The organism is Cupriavidus sp. 30B13, assembly GCF_049059565.2.
In the GTDB taxonomy this organism is placed as follows: domain Bacteria; phylum Pseudomonadota; class Gammaproteobacteria; order Burkholderiales; family Burkholderiaceae; genus Cupriavidus.
In genome coordinates, this window is sequence record NZ_CP188223.1 from 478,950 (window position 1) to 495,489 (window position 16,540).

Sequence of the window (16,540 nt, forward strand, 5' to 3'; positions counted from 1 at the left end):
GTCGAGACAAGACAAGGAACACTGACGTGAACATCGCAGAAAACCGGCAGATCGCCGACATCCAGCACTACATCGGCGGCACCGTGCGCGCCGCCTCGTCGGAGCGCTTCGCCGACGTCTTCAACCCGGCCACCGGCGCCGTGGCCGGCCGCGTGGCGCTGGGCAACGCGCAGGACGTGGCCGCCGCGGTGGCCGCCGCGCACGCGGCGTTCCCGGCCTGGTCCGAGACCGCGCCGCTCAAGCGCGCGCGCATCCTGTTCAAGTTCAAGGAACTGCTCGACAAGCACCACGACGACCTCGCCGCGCTGATCACGCGCGAGCACGGCAAGGTGTTCTCGGACGCCAAGGGCGAAGTCACGCGCGGCATCGAGGTGGTGGAATTCGCCTGCGGCATCCCCAACCTGCTCAAGACCGACTTCACCGACAACATCGGCGGCGGCATCGACAACTGGAACCTGCGCCAGCCGCTGGGCGTGGTGGCCGGCATCACGCCGTTCAACTTCCCGGTGATGGTGCCGATGTGGATGTTCCCGGTGGCGCTGGCGTGCGGCAATACGTTCGTGCTCAAGCCGTCCGAGCGCGACCCGTCGCCCTCGCTGCTGATCGCCGACCTGCTCAAGCAGGCCGGCCTGCCCGACGGCGTGTTCAACGTGGTGCAGGGCGGCAAGGAAGCCGTCGACGCGCTGCTCGAGCACAAGGACGTGCAGGCGCTGTCGTTCGTCGGCTCCACGCCGATCGCCGAGTACATCTACACCCAGGGCACGAAGTACGGCAAGCGCGTGCAGGCCCTCGGCGGCGCCAAGAACCACCTCGTGGTGATGCCCGACGCCGACCTCGACCAGGCCGTGGACGCGCTGATCGGCGCTGCCTACGGCTCGGCCGGCGAGCGCTGCATGGCGATCTCGGTGGCGGTGGCGGTCGGCGAGGTGGCCGACAAGCTGGTGCCGCGCCTGGCCGAGCGCGCCAGGACGCTGAAGATCCGCAACGGCATGGAAGCCGACGCCGAGATGGGCCCGCTGGTCACGGCGGCCCACAAGGCCAAGGTGGAAGGCTATATCGCCAAGGGCGTGGAAGAAGGTGCCACGCTGGTGACCGACGGCCGCGGCCACAAGGTCGAAGGCCATGAAGACGGCTTCTACGTGGGCGGCACGCTGTTCGACCACGTCACGCCGGACATGGCCATCTACAAGGAAGAGATCTTCGGCCCGGTGCTGTCGGTGGTGCGCGTGAACGACCTCGCGCATGCGGTGGAGCTGATCAACGCCCACGAGTTCGGCAACGGCGTGTCCTGCTACACCAGCGACGGCGGCGTGGCGCGCGCGTTCTCGCGCCAGATCCAGGTGGGCATGGTCGGCATCAACGTGCCGATCCCGGTGCCGATGGCGTGGCACTCGTTCGGCGGCTGGAAGCGCTCGCTGTTCGGCGACCATCACGCCTACGGCGAGGAAGGCATCCGCTTCTACACGCGCTACAAGAGCATCATGCAGCGCTGGCCGGACAGCATCGGCAAGGGCGCGGAATTCACCATGCCGGTGGCGAAGTAACGCCCCTCGCCCTGGCGGCGCGAATGCCCTTCACCAGTCGGTGCAAGGGCATTTTTCTTTGGCGGCTGGCGCGCCGGGCTCGCCCGGCGCGGGCGCGGCTCATGCGTGGCTCAGGCGGGCGGCGTGGCCCAGTCCTCGAACCCACTGCGGCCGCGTCCCAGGGCAGGATGCCGTCGAGGCGCGAGACGAAGGCGGAAACAAGCTGCGCGCGAAAGCGGGAGCTTTTGACACATGTCGGCATGTGGCCCGTCGGCGCTTTGCCCATGCCGGGCCAGGGGTGTCCCAAGTGACGTCCAGGCCGGCAGGCAGGAGTAAACTACGCGGCTTTTCAGAAGCCAAGAAGCGTCAGGAGTTGCCCGCCATGAGTCTGTTCCGCACCAAGAACATCGAAGCCATGCTGGCCGCGGCGCGCGACGACGGGCTGAAAAAGGTGCTCGGGCCGCTCGATCTCGTCATGATGGGCATCGGCGCCATCATCGGCACCGGCATTTTCGTGCTGACCGGCACCGGCGCGCTCACCGCCGGCCCGGCGCTGACCGTGTCCTTCGTGATCGCCGCGCTGGCGTGCGGGTTTGCCGCGCTGTGCTACGCGGAGTTCGCCTCCGCGATTCCCGTGTCCGGCTCCATCTATACCTACAGCTACGCCACGCTCGGCGAGATCGTGGCGTGGATGATCGGCTGGGACCTGCTGCTCGAATACGGGCTGGCCACCTCGGCGGTGTCGGTGGGCTGGTCGGGCTATTTCCAGTCGCTGATCGCCGGCTTCGGCATCCACCTGCCGGATGCGCTGAGCGCCGCGCCGGGCGCGGTGCCGGGCAAGGAAACGCTGTTCAACCTGCCGGCGGCCGCGATCATGCTGGCCATCACCTGGGTGGTGTCGTACGGCGTGCGCGAATCGGCGCGCCTGAACAACGTGATGGTCGCCATCAAGATCGCCGTGGTGCTGCTGTTCATCGCGGTGGGCGTGTGGCACGTGCAGCCGGCCAACTGGCGGCCGTTCGCGCCGTTCGGCTTCGACGGCATCTTCAACGCCGCGGCGCTGGTGTTCTTCGCCTTCATCGGCTTCGACGCGGTGACCTCCGCCGCCGAGGAGGTGCGCAACCCGCGCCGCGACCTGCCCATCGGCATCATCGGCTCGCTGGCGGTCTGCACGGTGCTGTACGTGACGGTGGCGGCCATCATGACCGGCATCGTGCCGTTCGCCAGTTTCGCCGGCATCGACCACCCGGTCTCGCTGGCGCTGCAATACGCCGGCGAGAACTGGGTGGCCGGCTTCGTCGACCTGGGCGCCATCCTCGGCATGACCACGGTGATCCTGGTGATGACCTTCGGCCAGACCCGCATCATCTTCGCCATGTCGCGCGACGGCCTGCTGCCCGCGCGCCTGTCGCGCGTGCACCCGGTGCACGCCACGCCGTTCTTCGCGACCTGGACGGTGGGCCTCGTGTTCGCGGCGATCGCCGCCTTCGTGCCGCTCAACGTGCTGGCCGAGCTGATCAATATCGGCACGCTGGCCGCCTTCACGCTGATCTCGGTGGCGGTGATGGTGCTGCGCAAGACCCGGCCGGAGCTGCCGCGCGCGTTCCGCTGCCCGGGCGTGCCGGTGGTGCCGCTGCTGTCGGTGGCGTTCTGCGTGTTCCTGATGGCCCACCTGCAGGCGCTGACCTGGATCGCCTTCCTGATCTGGCTGGCGCTGGGGCTGGCGATCTACTTCCTCTATGCGCGCCGCAACGCGGTGCTGCATGGCGGCTGAGGCGCGAGCGGGCCGGTGTCCCGCCGATGAGTCCGAACGCTGGCGGGCATGGTAAGGTTCGCACGCGAAGCGCTTCGCGACCGCCGATGGCCAGGGGCGCGGGCAATGGCAACCACCGATGCGAGGACGACAAGTTGACGGTAAAGGACGATTCGGAGCGCCGCCTGGTCTACCTGCTGAACGTCGGCCAGCGCCGCCTGCAGCGCTGGACGCAGGCCCGCGCCGCGGCCGGCGGCGTGACCGCCGCGCAGGCGGGCCTGCTGTATTTCCTGGGCAAGAACAACGGCGCGCTGATGAGCGAGGCGGCCGCCGCGCTCGACATGGGCGCCCCGGGCATGAGCGGCCTGGTGGACCGCATGGCCCTGGCGGGCCTGGTGGAGCGGCGCGCCGACGCCACCGACGGGCGCGCCTCGCGCATCTGGCTGACGCCGGCGGGCCGGGCCGCGCGGGCGCGCGCGAAAGCGGGCCTGGCGCAGCTCAACGCCCTGCTGACCGAAGGCTTCAGCGAGGCGGAAATGGCTACCGTCGCGCGCTGGCTGCAGAGCCTGCAGGACAAGTTTCCCGCCAGCGACGACTAAGACGCCGTTTCGAAAGGATCCTGGCGTCGTTGCGTGGCAAGGCAAGTACTACTTGTGCTTGTCCGCGGCCAAGCGCCCGGCCAGGACCGCTTCGCTTCCTACCCGCGCGCCACCTGCGAGAAATCGGCCGGGCGGCGCTGCGCGAACGCGGCAAAGGCCTCGCTGGCCTCCGCGCTCTTCAGGCGCTCTTCGAAGCAGGCGCTCTCCGCATCCATCTGCGCGACCAGCGCCTGCCCGTTGCGCATCAGTCCCTTCATCGCCAGCAGCGCGCCGGCCGGCTTGGCGGCGATGCGAGCGGCCATCGCCCTGGCTTGCGCATGCAGCTGGTCCGCCGGCACGGTGCGGTTGGCGATGCCCCAGGCCAGCGCCTGCGCGGCGGCCACCGGCTCGCCGAGCGCGAACATCTCGAACGCGCGCGCATGGCCCACGCGCAGCGGCATCAGCAGGCTGGAGGCGGCTTCCGGCACCAGCGCGAGGTTGATGAATGGCGTGATGAGCTGGGCGTCGTCGGCCAGCAGCACGTAATCGCAATGGAGCAGCATGGTGGTGCCGACGCCGACCGCCTTGCCCTGCACGGCGGCGACCAGTGGCACCCTGGCGGTGGCGAGGCTGCGCAGGAAGCGCAGCACGTGCCGCACGGCCGGGCCGTTGCCGGTGGCCTGGGCGGCGAACTCGCTGACGTCGTTGCCGGCGCTGAAGGTGTCGCCCGCGGCCTGGATGACGACGACGCGGATATCCGGATCATCCTGCGCGCCTTCGATGGCGTTCGCCAGCGCGCCGTACATGGCGTTGGTCAGCGCGTTCTTCTTGTCGGTGCGCGAGATGGTCAGCGTGAGTATGCCGCCGGCGAGGCCGGCTTCGAGTTCGGGGATCAATTCCTGTCTCCTGAAATAAGATTCGCATGCAAAGTATATCTACTTTGCATGCGAAGTAAACCGCTGGGCGCAGGGCCCGGCAGACAGGCGTCCGCTCTTATCTTTCGCGCGCGCCCGCCTCTTGCAGGAAGGCCAGCGCGCGCGGCTCCTCGACGAAGGCGGAATTGATGCGGATCCAGGCCGAGGTCTCGCCGCCGGGGCGGAAGTAGTTGCCCGGCGCCAGCGTCACGCCGTGCTGCTCGGCCAGCGTCACCAGCTCGCGCGAGTCCTCCACGCCGCGCGTGCGCGCCCACAGGAAGTTGCCGCCGGCCGGTTCGCAATACACCTCCCAGCCCGCGCCGTGCAGCCGCCGCACCGCGCCCGCGGTGGCCTGGCGCACGCGCAGGCGCAGGCGCTCCATGTACTTGCGGTAGGCGCCGCGCTCCAGCAGCGCGGCGGTCACGGCCTCGGCGAAGTGCGAGCCGGCCACGCTGGTGAGCACCTTCACGTCCACCAAGTCCTTGACCAGTGCCTTGTCGGCCACCAGGTAGCCGATGCGCAGCGAGGCCGACACCGTCTTGGAAAAGCCGCCGATGTAGATCACGTGCTCGAGCTGGTCCAGCGTGGCGAGGCGGTCGGTGAAGTGGGTCTGGAAATCCGAGAAGATGTCGTCCTCGACGAAGCGGAAGCCGTGCCGCCGCGCCAGCTCCAGCAGGCGGAACGCCACCGGCGGCGCCAGCGTGGAGCCGGTGGGGTTCTGCAGCACGCTGTTGGTGAAGAACAGCTTGGGCTTGTGCTCGCGCAGCAGCGCCTCGGCGGCGTCCGGGTCGGGGCCGCTGGCGGTGTGCGGCACGCCCACCAGGCGCACGCCGTGCAGCCGCAGCAGGCCGAACAGGTTGTAGTAGCCGGGATCCTCCACGAACACCGTGTCGCCGGGCTTGAGCAGGCGGCGCACCACCAGGTCCAGCGCCTGGCTGGCGCCGCTCGTGATCAGCACCTGCGGCAGCTCGGCGGTGATGCCGAGCTGCCGCACGCGCGTGAGCACGTGCTGGCGCAGCTCCGGCAGGCCCATCGGCGTGGCGTAGTGGATCACGCTGGCCACGTCGGTGCGCGACACCTGGCGGATGGCCTGGGTCAGGCCTTCGAGGTCGCGCCATTGCTCGGGCACGAAGCCGCCCGCCAGCTTGAGGGTGGCGCTCGGATGGTTGAACTGCTCGAGGATATGGTCCGACAGGTCTTCGGCCAGGCTCGGGTTGGACCAGCCGTTGGCCCCGCGCGCCAGCAGCGGGCTGTCCGCCACGAAGAAACCCGAGCCGTGGCGCGAATCGAGCAGGCCCTGCGACACCAGCCGGTCGTAGGCCTCGATCACCGGGAAGCGGCTGATGCCGTGCTCCGCCGCGAGCTGCCGGATCGACGGCAGGCGCGCGCCGGGCCGGACCTCGCTCGAGCTGATCCAGTTCTTGACCTCGTTGACGATCTGGTCGGTGATGGGCACGCCGGTGGCGGGGACGAGGGTGAGCTTCATGGGGGCGCGGGTCGGGAAAAACGTGTGCCGGGAAAGGCAAGTGTCAGGAAAAACTGCTGAACAGTACATGGGAAACTGTTCACGACTGTTCATGGGATTGTAGTTGCCGCCGTGAATAATGGAAGGCATGCGGAGGAGGTGCCCCCGCCGGTCGTGCCGGCAGGGCAGGGAGCCAACCGCAATGCAGAGACAGGAGCGGCAACATGCGTGAACTACGGACCTTCGAACTGGATGAACCTGGCCGGCCAGTGGGCTGGCGCGCCCGCGAAGGGCAAACCGTCAAGGCGGTCGAAGGGCGCCTGTGGCTGACCATCGAAGGGCACCATGCCGACATCTGGCTGCTGCCCGGGGCGGTGTTCGCGCTTCCGGCCGGCGCCAAGGTATGGCTGTCCGGCGAAAGCGAGGGGGCGCGCTTCATGCTGGCCGAGACACCGGTGCCGCTGTCGTGGCGCTGGCTGGCCATCGTCGGGCGCGCGCTGGGCCGGCGCCTGGGCCAGCGGCAGGCCGGCGCCGCGCAGTGCCCGGAGCCGGGCGTCTGAGCCACCGCCCGGCCGGGTCGTCGCGCCGTTCTCGTTCTATTTGCGGCGATAGAGGATGTCGGCGCAGCGCGTGCGCAGGAATTCGTGCAGCCGCTGCACCGCGGGCGTGAGCAGCGTGCGGTGCGCGCTGACCAGTTGCAGCGGCGTCGGCTCGCCGTACCCGGGCGGGAACAGTTCGACCAGGCGGCCGGCGTACAGGTCCGGCGAGACATCGATGCGCGACTTGTACACCAGCCCGTGGCCGGCCACCGCCCAGCGCCGCACCACATCGGCGTCGTCGCTGACGCGGTCGCCTTTCACCGTCACGGTTTCCACGCCGCGCGGCAGGTGGAAGGTCCAGCGCTCGTGCGTCTGCTCGCCCATCACGTAGCGCAGGCAATTGTGCTGGCGCAGGTCCTCGGGCGAGGCCGGCGCGCCGTGGCGTTTCAGGTAGGCGGGCGAGGCGCACAGCGTGCGGCGGTTGGCCGGCGCCAGCGGCAGCGCCACCAGGCTGGAATCGGCCAGCGCGCCGTAGCGCACGCCGATATCGAGCGGCTGGCGGAAGAAATCCGCGGTCTGGTCGCTGATGCGCAGGTGCAGGGAGACTTTCGGATGCGCCTGCTGGAACGTATCGAGCCACGGCAGCAGCACGTTGCGCCCCAGGTCCGACGGCGCGGACAGCCGGATCGGCCCGGCGATGTCGGCGCTGGCCTGCGCCAGCGCCTGGCGCCCGCCGTCGATGGCGGCCAGCGCGGCCTGCGCGTGCGGCAGGTAGCGCTCACCTTCCTCCGACAGGCGCAGGCTGCGCGTGGAGCGCACGAACAGGCGCAGGCCCAGCTCCTGCTCCAGCCGCTTCATGGCGCTGCTGGCCAGCGCGGGCGTGATGTCCAGCACTCTGGCCGCCGCGGAAAAGCTGCCTGACTCGGCGGTCTGGACAAATACCTGGAGGTCGTCGAGTCTGAGCATTTTCCTTGAATCGGCGAAAGTGTTTGCTGGATTAGACCATTTTTCGCCGAAGGCGGATAGGCGAACATCGCGGCATGCATCGGTGCGCTTCCTGCCTCCGATCCGCTCGATTCCCATGCCCAGGAGCCTTCCCGCCATGAAAGCCATTGCCTATACCCGCAACGACCTTCCCATCACCGATCCGGCCTCGCTGGTCGATATCGAGTTGCCGGTGCCCACGCCCGGCCCGCGCGACCTGCTGGTGGCGATCCGCGCCATCTCGGTCAACCCGGTGGACACCAAGGTGCGCGCCAAATTCCCGACCGAAGCCCCGCGCGTGCTGGGCTGGGACGCCGCTGGCACGGTGACCGCCGTGGGGGCCGAGGTCACGCTGTTCCGTCCCGGCGACGAGGTCTACTACGCCGGCGCGCTGGGCCGCCCCGGCAGCAACGCCGAATACAGCCTCGTGGACGAGCGCATCGCCGGCCGCAAGCCGGCCACGCTGACCGATGCGCACGCCGCCGCGCTGCCGCTGACCTCGCTGACCGCCTGGGAACTGCTGTTCGACCGCCTCCATATCACTGAGGGCGGCGGCGCCGGCCAGCACCTGCTGGTGGTCGGCGCGGCCGGCGGCGTGGGTTCGATCCTGGTGCAGCTGGCGCGCAAGCTCACCGGGCTGACCATCATCGGCACCGCCTCGCGCGCCGAAACCCGGCAATGGGTGCAGGACCTCGGCGCGCACCACGTCATCGACCACAGCCAGCCGCTGGCCGGCGAACTGGCCCGCATCGGCGTCAAGCAAGTCGAGCACATCGCCAGCCTGACGCATACCGATGCGCACTACGCCGCGCTGGTCGAAGCGCTGGCCCCGCAAGGCCAGTTCGCGCTGATCGACGACCCCGCCACGCTGGACGCCATGCCGCTCAAGCGCAAGTCGGCATCGCTGCACTGGGAGTTCATGTTCGCGCGCTCCCTGTTCGAGACCCCGGACATGATCCGCCAGCACGAGATCCTCGACCGGGTTGCCGGCCTGATCGACGACGGCACCCTCAAGACCACCCTCGGCGAGCACTACGGCACCATCAATGCCGCCAACCTGCGCCGCGCGCATGCCCTGCTCGAGAGCGGCCGCGCGCGCGGCAAGATCGTGCTCGAGGGGTTCTGAACGCCGCCGGGCGCCAGGTGCCGGCAGTATTGTCGATTTGCAAAAAGGGCGCTTCGGCGCCCTTTTGCTTTTTGGGGCGTCCATCCATTTTCCGGCGGGGAAACCGGACCGGCACGACTGCGCGCTACTTCGAAGCGGCAGATAGTTGTACCCTCACGACATGGCGGTCTGACGCGTCAGACAAACAGCGGGCGGCCATGGCGTTCCTCGGTTTGAGCAGTGACCTCGAAGCCTCACAAAACAATGGGTTCAGGTGGAGACAATGACCGATCTTTCCGACGTGCAGAAGGGCGCACAACCGGGCGCACAACCGGGCGCCTCCCATCCGGCGCAGGGACCGAAGGGTCCCGTCAACAAGGTGCGCTTCGTCACCGCGGCCTCGCTGTTCGACGGCCACGATGCCTCGATCAACATCATGCGGCGCATCCTGCAGTCCTCGGGCTGCGAGGTGATTCATCTCGGGCACAACCGCTCGGTGCAGGAGGTGGTCAACGCGGCGCTGCAGGAGGACGTGCAGGGCATCGCCATTTCCAGCTACCAGGGCGGCCACGTCGAGTACTTCAAGTACATGATCGACCTGCTGCGCGAGCGCGGCGGGGAGCATGTGCAGGTGTTCGGCGGCGGCGGCGGCGTGATCGTGCCCGATGAGATCCGCGAGCTCCAGGCCTACGGCGTGGCGCGCATCTTCAGCCCCGAGGACGGCCAGCGCATGGGCCTGGCCGGCATGATCGCGGACATGGTGCGGCGCTGCGACATCGACCTCGCGCGCTACGCGCCCGCCACGCTCGACGCGCTCCGGGGCGGCGGCCGCCGCGCGCTGGCGCAGCTGATCACGGCGCTGGAGAACGGCAAGGCCGCGCCGGGGCTGGCCGAGGCGCTGCGCGCCGAAGCGGCGGGCGTGGCGACGCCGGTGCTGGGCATCACGGGCACCGGCGGCGCCGGCAAGTCGTCGCTGACCGACGAGCTGATCCGCCGCTTCCGGCTGGACCAGCGCGACGCGCTGTCGATCGCGGTGATCTCCATCGATCCGTCGCGCCGCAAGTCGGGCGGCGCGCTGCTGGGCGACCGCATCCGCATGAACGCGATCGACCACCCGAACATCTTCATGCGCTCGCTGGCCACGCGCGAGGCCGGCTCGGAGATCTCGCGGGCGCTGCCGGACGTGCTGGCGGCGTGCAAGGCGGGCGGCTTCGACCTGATCGTGGTAGAGACCTCGGGCATCGGCCAGGGCGACGCGGCCATCGTGCCGCACGCGGACCTGTCGCTGTACGTGATGACGCCGGAGTTCGGCGCCGCCAGCCAGCTCGAGAAGATCGACATGCTGGACTTCGCCGATTTCGTCGCCATCAACAAGTTCGACCGCAAGGGCGCGCACGATGCCTGGCGCGACGTGGCCAGGCAGGTGCAGCGCAACCGCGAGCAATGGCATGGCAAGCCGGAAGACATGCCGGTCTACGGCACCCAGGCCTCGCGCTTCAACGACGACGGCGTCACCATGCTGTACCAGGGCCTGCGCGACGCCTTGCAGGCGCGCGGCATGCGCGTGGCCGAAGGCACGCTGCCGCGGCTGGCCGGGCGCATTTCCACCGGCCACAACGTGATCGTGCCGCCGGCGCGCAGCCGCTACCTGGCCGAGCTGGCCGACACCGTGCGCGCCTACCACCGCCGCGTGGCGGCGCAGAGCCGGCTGGCGCGCGAGCGCCAGCAACTGCGCGAGGCGCGCCGCATGCTGCTGGCCGCGCAGGGGCAGGATGGCGGCGACGCCCTGCAGGCGCTGGCCGGCGAACGCGACGCCGCGCTCGGCGCGCACGAGCGCAAGCTGCTGGCGATGTGGCCGGAAATGCGCCGCGCCTACGGCGGCGACGAATACGTGGTGAAGATCCGCGACAAGGAAATCCGCACCGCGCTGACCGCCAGGACGCTGTCCGGCACCACCATCCGCAAGGTGGTGCTGCCGCGCTTCGAGGACGACGGCGAAGTGCTGCGCTGGCTGATGCGCGAGAACGTGCCCGGCAGCTTTCCGTACACCGCCGGCGTGTTCGCCTTCAAGCGCGAGAACGAAGATCCCACCCGCATGTTCGCCGGCGAGGGCGACGCGTTTCGCACCAACCGCCGCTTCAGGCTGGTGTCCGAGGGCATGGACGCCAAGCGCCTGTCCACCGCGTTCGACTCGGTCACGCTGTACGGCGAGGACCCGCACACGCGCCCGGACATCTACGGCAAGGTCGGCAACTCGGGCGTGTCCATCGCCACGCTGGACGACATGAAGGTGCTGTACGACGGCTTCGACCTGACCAGCCCGTCGACCTCGGTGTCGATGACCATCAACGGCCCCGCGCCCACCATCCTGGCGATGTTCATGAACACCGCCATCGACCAGCAGCTCGACAAGTTCCGCGCCGACAACGGCCGCGAGCCCAGCGCCGGCGAGGAAGCCAAGATCCGCGCGTGGGTGCTGCAGAACGTGCGCGGCACGGTGCAGGCCGACATCCTCAAGGAAGACCAGGGCCAGAACACCTGCATCTTCTCCACCGAGTTCTCGCTCAAGGTGATGGGCGACATCCAGGAATACTTCGTGCACCACCAGGTGCGCAATTTCTACTCGGTGTCGATCTCCGGCTATCACATCGCGGAAGCCGGCGCCAACCCGATCTCGCAGCTCGCCTTCACGCTCGCCAACGGCTTCACCTACGTGGAGGCGTATCTCGCGCGCGGCATGCACATCGACGATTTCGCGCCCAACCTGTCGTTCTTCTTCTCCAACGGCATGGATCCCGAATACAGCGTGCTCGGGCGCGTGGCGCGCCGCATCTGGGCGGTGACCATGCGCGACAAGTACGGCGCCAACGAGCGCAGCCAGAAGCTCAAGTACCACATCCAGACCTCGGGCCGCTCGCTGCATGCGCAGGAAATCGACTTCAACGACATCCGCACCACGCTGCAGGCGCTGATCGCCATCTACGACAACTGCAACTCCCTGCACACCAACGCCTACGACGAGGCCATCACCACGCCCACCGGCGAATCGGTGCGCCGCGCGCTCGCCATCCAGCTCATCATCAACCGCGAATGGGGCGTGGCCAGGTGCGAGAACCCCAGCCAGGGCAGCTTCCTGATCGAGGAACTGACCGACCTGGTGGAAGAGGCGGTGATGCAGGAGTTCGAGCGCATCGCCGAGCGCGGCGGCGTGCTCGGCGCGATGGAGACCGGCTACCAGCGCGGCAAGATCCAGGAAGAGTCGCTGTACTACGAGCAGCGCAAGCACGACGGCACGCTGCCGATCATCGGCGTCAACACCTTCCGCAACCCGGATGGCGATCCCACCCCGCAGGCGCTGGAGCTGGCCCGCTCCAGCGACGCGGAAAAGCAGAGCCAGCTCGGCCGCCTGGCGGACTTCCACGCGCGCCACGCCGGCGCCGCGCCCGCCATGCTGGCGCGCCTGCGCCAGGCCGTGATCGACGACGAGAACGTGTTCGCCGTGCTGATGGACGCGGTGCGCACCTGCTCGCTGGGGCAGGTCACGCACGCGCTGTTCGAGGTGGGCGGGCAGTACCGCCGCAATATGTGATGCGGCCGCCGGGGTTTGGCGCGGCCCGGCGCTGCGTTAAACTTCAAGGCTGCGCCCGCCACAGCGCGCCATGGCATGCCGTGGCGCGCCCAACAGCAACGAGACCAGACATGAGCAACGCGTACGATCCCAACAACATCTTCGCCCGCATCCTGCGCGGCGAACTGCCGTGCACCAAGGTCTATGAGGATGACGACACCATCGCCTTCATGGACATCATGCCGCAGTCCGACGGCCACACGCTGGTGGTGACCAAGGAGCCCGCCGCCGAGATCTTCGACCTGTCCGAAGCCGCCGCCGGCGCCGCCATCCGCACCACGCAGCGCGTCGCGCGCGCCGTGCGCGCCGCGTTCAGCCCGGACGGCATCTCGATCGGCCAGTTCAACGGCGCCGCCGCCGGCCAGACCGTGCCCCACGTGCATTTCCACATCGTGCCGCGCTACGCCGACCGCGCCCTGCGCGGCCACGGCACCGACATCCAGGACCCGGCCGTGCTGGCCGAGCACGCCGGGCGCATCATCGCCGCGCTGCGCGAGGCCTGAGCAGGACACCGCATCGGCGCGCGCCGCCCGCGCGCCGCACCCCATCAAGCAACCCGCAACAAGGAAGAGAAAATGGCAATCAGGACAGTGGGCATCGTAGGCGCCGGCACCATGGGCAACGGCATCGCGCAGGCATGCGCCGTGGTGGGCCTGGACGTGGTGATGGTGGACATCAGCGACGCCGCCGTGCAGAAGGGCGTCGCCACCGTCGCCGGCAGCCTGGACCGCCTGATCAAGAAGGACAAGATCAGCGAAGCCGACAAGGCCGCGGCGCTCGCGCGCATCAAGGGCTCCACCGCCTACGACGACCTCAAGGCCGCCGACATCGTGATCGAAGCCGCCACCGAGAACTTCGACCTGAAGGTCAAGATCCTCAAGCAGATCGACGCCATCGTCGGCGACGACGTGGTGGTGGCCTCCAACACCTCCTCGATCTCGATCACCAAGCTGGCCGCCGTCATCAGCCGCCCGGCCAACTTCATCGGCATGCACTTCTTCAACCCGGTGCCGATGATGGCCCTGGTCGAGTTGATCCGCGGCCTGCAGACCAGCGACACCACGCACGCGCTGGTGGAAGCGCTGTCGAAGGAACTCGGCAAGTATCCGATCACGGTCAAGAACAACCCGGGCTTCGTGGTCAACCGCATCCTCTGCCCGATGATCAACGAAGCGTTCTGCGTGCTCGGCGAAGGCCTGGCTTCGCCGGAAGAGATCGACGAAGGCATGAAGCTGGGCTGCAACCACCCGATCGGCCCGCTGGCGCTGGCCGACATGATCGGCCTGGACACCATGCTGGCGGTGATGGAAGTGCTGTACACCGAATTCGCCGACCCGAAGTACCGCCCGGCCATGCTGATGCGCGAGATGGTGGCCGCAGGCTACCTGGGCCGCAAGACCGGCCGCGGCGTGTACGTCTACAGCAAGTAAAAGAGCAAGCGCGGCACGGCCACAGCAGGAACCAAAGCAAGAGCCGGCGACGGGATGCCCCTGTCGCCGGCTTTTTTTCTGCTCCGCCGCTGCCCGCGGTGGGCGGCCGCGTCAGGCGGTCAGGCGGCCGGCGCGGACTCCAGCAGCAGCGTCACGACGTTCTGCGCATTCGCCAGGATGGCCTTCGCCATGCCTGGCTCCAGCGCCAGGCGCGACAGCGTCACCGCGCCCACCATGGTCGACACGATCGCATCGGCCACGCCGGCCGGGTCGGCAATCTCCAGCTGCGCCGTCTGCTTCGCCAGCAGGCCCACCAGGCGCTCGCAGCCGCTCACGGCGGCCGCCTGGACCTGCTCGTCGAACTTCTCCAGCTCCCCGCCCAGGTTGGCCAGCGGGCATAGATAGACCGGATCCTCCACTTGCCGCTGGTTAAGGTAGCGCGACACGATCAGGTCGATCGCCTCGCGCGGTGCCTTGCCCGCCACGGCATCCTCGAACATGCCGATCAACTGGTCGAATGCCAGCCGGTTGGCCTCGGCGATGAGCTGTTCCTTCGACTCGAAGTGCCGGTAAAAGCCGCCCGCGGTCAGGCCGGCCGCCTCCATCACGTCCGCGATGCCCGTCGCGGCGAGCCCGCGCGCCAAAAAGAGCCGGGAAGCCGTCGCCACGATGCGCTTCCGGGTTTCCGCCGTATCGGCTTTCGATCTTTTCATTTGCCGCAATCCCCGGTTTCCAGAAAGTTGCCTTGCCTTATTTAGATTTTCATCATACTCTAAAACTTAGATGTTAGACATACGCTAAAACATCTGCTCCCCACCCCGGACCACTCTTCACTCTTCAGAGAGACCTCCATGACCATCATCAAGGCAGCTGCAGTCCAGATCAGCCCCGTCCTCTACAGCCGCGAAGGCACCGTGGACAAGGTCGTCCAGCAGATCCTCGCGCTCGGCCGCCAGGGCGTGCAGTTCGCCACCTTTCCCGAAACCGTGGTGCCGTACTACCCGTACTTCTCGTTCGTCCAGTCGCCCTACAAGATGGGCGCGGAACACTACAAGCTGCTGGAGCAGTCCGTGACGGTGCCGTCGGCCGCCACGCACGCCATCGGCGAAGCCGCCCGCCAGGCGGGCATGGTGGTGTCGATCGGCGTCAACGAGCGCGACGGCGGCACCATCTACAACACGCAATTGCTGTTCGACGCCGACGGCACGCTGATCCAGCGCCGCCGCAAGATCTCCCCGACTTATCACGAGCGCATGGTGTGGGGCTCGGGCGACGGCTCCGGCCTGCGCGCGGTGGACAGCGCGGTGGGGCGCATCGGCTCGCTGGCGTGCTGGGAGCACTACAACCCGCTGGCGCGCTACGCGCTGATGGCCGACGGCGAGCAGATCCATTCGGCGATGTATCCCGGCTCGTTCGCGGGCGACGTGTTCTCCGAGCAGATCTCGATCAATATCCGCCAGCACGCGCTGGAATCCGGCTGCTTCGTGGTCAACGCCACCGCCTGGCTCGATGCCGACCAGCAGGCCCGCATCATGAAAGACACCGGCTGCGACATCGAGCCGATCTCCAGCGGCTGCTACACCGCCATCGTGTCCCCGGAAGGCGCGCTGCTGGGCGAGCCGCTGCGCGCCGGCGAGGGCGCCGTGATCGCCGACCTGGACTTCGGCCTGATCGACAAGCGCAAGCGCATGATGGATTCGCGCGGCCACTACAGCCGCCCGGAGCTGCTCAGCCTGGTGATCGACCGCACGCCGCATGCCCACGTGCAGGAACGCAGCGCATACCCGGTGCCCGCCGCCGGCGACGAATCCGCCGAGACCGGCAACTGAGCCTCCCGGCCCGCCCGGGCCGCCAAGCCGACCGGGCTTTCACTTCCCCCATCCGCAAGAGAGACCTGACATGAACGAGACCGACAACGTCGTCGACAACCTGACCCGGCGCAACGAGACCTTCGCCGGCAGCCGCTTTTCCCCCGGCCTGAAGATGATGCCGTCGATGAAGACCATGGTCATCGGCTGCATCGACCCGCGCGTGGACCCGGCCGACGTGCTCGGCCTGGCGCCGGGCGAGGCGGCCGTGATCCGCAATATCGGCGGCCGGCTCGACCCCGCCACGCTGCAGACCATGGCGCTGATGCGCACCGTGGCGCAGTCGCGCGGCGGCAACGTCGGCGCGGGATGGAACCTGATCGTGCTGCACCACACCGACTGCGGCATCGTGGACTGCCACGTCCACGCGCCCGTGCAGCTCGCCAAGCATCTCGCGGTCGAGCCGGAGACCCTCGACGCGCTGGCCATCGGCGATCCGCACGCCGCCGTCGCGCTCGACGTCGCCGCGCTCAAGGCCAACCCGAAGCTGCCGGCGGAAATCCTCGTGACGGGGCTGGTGTATGACGTGGCGTCGGGGCTGGTGGAGACGGTCGTGCCGACGGCGCCGCTGCGGCCCGCGGCGGCGTTGCCGAAGGGGGGCGCTTGAGAGGGGCTGGATATTCGCAGTGAAGGCCGCTGGCGCGGCCGGGCGTTGTCGCGGGGGATGCGCCGGCGCGTGAGCGGGTGCTGGCCCTCTCCCCCGGCCCCTCTCCCGCAGGCGGGAGAGGGGAGCAAGACTGTGGTTGTCGGCCT

At 68.7% G+C, this 16,540-nt stretch carries 14 protein-coding genes; 10 read left to right on the top strand and 4 right to left on the bottom strand.

Features of this window, described 5'->3' with window-relative positions; translation table 11 throughout:
* Positions 1-26 precede the first annotated feature (26 nt).
* The 3 genes from ACKI2N_RS02225 (at position 27) to ACKI2N_RS02235 (ending at position 3,875) form a co-directional block, all read left to right on the top strand.
* Positions 27-1,544, top strand: a complete 1,518-nt coding sequence (locus ACKI2N_RS02225) for a CoA-acylating methylmalonate-semialdehyde dehydrogenase (RefSeq protein WP_420996176.1) — start codon at positions 27-29, stop codon at positions 1,542-1,544.
* A 361-nt stretch (positions 1,545-1,905) separates the two neighbouring features.
* A complete protein-coding gene (locus ACKI2N_RS02230; protein ID WP_420996177.1) occupies positions 1,906-3,297 on the top strand; it encodes an amino acid permease in 1,392 nt (463 codons plus the stop codon).
* A gap of 134 nt (positions 3,298-3,431) precedes the next feature.
* Positions 3,432-3,875 (top strand): MarR family winged helix-turn-helix transcriptional regulator, encoded by a 444-nt coding sequence (locus ACKI2N_RS02235; RefSeq protein ID WP_420996178.1) that lies wholly within the window; start codon positions 3,432-3,434, stop codon positions 3,873-3,875.
* Between the two features lie 98 nt (positions 3,876-3,973).
* Here the strand turns inward: ACKI2N_RS02235 and ACKI2N_RS02240 are convergent, their stop codons facing one another.
* Positions 3,974-4,750 carry an enoyl-CoA hydratase-related protein gene (locus ACKI2N_RS02240; protein ID WP_420996179.1) on the bottom strand — a complete coding sequence of 259 codons (777 nt, stop codon included), beginning with the start codon at positions 4,748-4,750 and terminating at the stop codon, positions 3,974-3,976.
* A gap of 97 nt (positions 4,751-4,847) precedes the next feature.
* The gene (locus ACKI2N_RS02245) at positions 4,848-6,254 is read right to left on the bottom strand and encodes a PLP-dependent aminotransferase family protein (RefSeq protein WP_420996180.1); all 1,407 of its coding nucleotides are present in this window, start codon (positions 6,252-6,254) and stop codon (positions 4,848-4,850) included.
* Positions 6,255-6,457: 203 nt separating this feature from the next.
* Here ACKI2N_RS02245 and ACKI2N_RS02250 point away from each other — a divergent pair, with 203 nt between their 5' ends.
* The gene (locus ACKI2N_RS02250; RefSeq protein WP_420996181.1) at positions 6,458-6,793 is read left to right on the top strand and encodes a DUF2917 domain-containing protein; all 336 of its coding nucleotides are present in this window, start codon (positions 6,458-6,460) and stop codon (positions 6,791-6,793) included.
* 36 nt (positions 6,794-6,829) lie between these two features.
* On the opposite strand, the gene ACKI2N_RS02255 is transcribed toward ACKI2N_RS02250, so the two are convergent.
* Complete coding sequence (locus ACKI2N_RS02255; protein WP_420996182.1) at positions 6,830-7,738, bottom strand: LysR substrate-binding domain-containing protein; 909 nt, start codon at positions 7,736-7,738, stop codon at positions 6,830-6,832.
* Between the two features lie 136 nt (positions 7,739-7,874).
* Between ACKI2N_RS02255 and ACKI2N_RS02260 the strand changes: the two genes are divergently transcribed.
* The 4 genes from ACKI2N_RS02260 (at position 7,875) to ACKI2N_RS02275 (ending at position 13,919) form a co-directional block, all read left to right on the top strand.
* On the top strand, positions 7,875-8,882 hold the full coding sequence (locus ACKI2N_RS02260) for a zinc-binding alcohol dehydrogenase family protein (RefSeq protein WP_420996183.1): 1,008 nt from the start codon (positions 7,875-7,877) through the stop codon (positions 8,880-8,882).
* 262 nt (positions 8,883-9,144) lie between these two features.
* Positions 9,145-12,450: a fused isobutyryl-CoA mutase/GTPase IcmF gene (gene icmF / locus ACKI2N_RS02265; RefSeq protein ID WP_420996184.1), complete on the top strand. Its 3,306-nt coding sequence runs from the start codon at positions 9,145-9,147 to the stop codon at positions 12,448-12,450.
* 110 nt (positions 12,451-12,560) lie between these two features.
* The gene (locus tag ACKI2N_RS02270) at positions 12,561-12,992 is read left to right on the top strand and encodes an HIT family protein (protein WP_420996185.1); all 432 of its coding nucleotides are present in this window, start codon (positions 12,561-12,563) and stop codon (positions 12,990-12,992) included.
* A 72-nt stretch (positions 12,993-13,064) separates the two neighbouring features.
* Entirely contained in the window at positions 13,065-13,919 is an 855-nt protein-coding gene (locus ACKI2N_RS02275; RefSeq protein WP_420996186.1) for a 3-hydroxybutyryl-CoA dehydrogenase, read from the top strand.
* Between the two features lie 119 nt (positions 13,920-14,038).
* On the opposite strand, the gene ACKI2N_RS02280 is transcribed toward ACKI2N_RS02275, so the two are convergent.
* Complete coding sequence (locus ACKI2N_RS02280) at positions 14,039-14,632, bottom strand: TetR/AcrR family transcriptional regulator (protein WP_420996187.1); 594 nt, start codon at positions 14,630-14,632, stop codon at positions 14,039-14,041.
* A gap of 138 nt (positions 14,633-14,770) precedes the next feature.
* Between ACKI2N_RS02280 and ACKI2N_RS02285 the strand changes: the two genes are divergently transcribed.
* Both ACKI2N_RS02285 and ACKI2N_RS02290 read left to right on the top strand, forming a co-directional pair.
* Complete coding sequence (locus ACKI2N_RS02285) at positions 14,771-15,748, top strand: Nit6803 family nitrilase (protein WP_420996188.1); 978 nt, start codon at positions 14,771-14,773, stop codon at positions 15,746-15,748.
* Positions 15,749-15,818: 70 nt separating this feature from the next.
* Entirely contained in the window at positions 15,819-16,394 is a 576-nt protein-coding gene (locus ACKI2N_RS02290; RefSeq protein WP_420996189.1) for a carbonic anhydrase, read from the top strand.
* Positions 16,395-16,540: the final 146 nt, after the last annotated feature.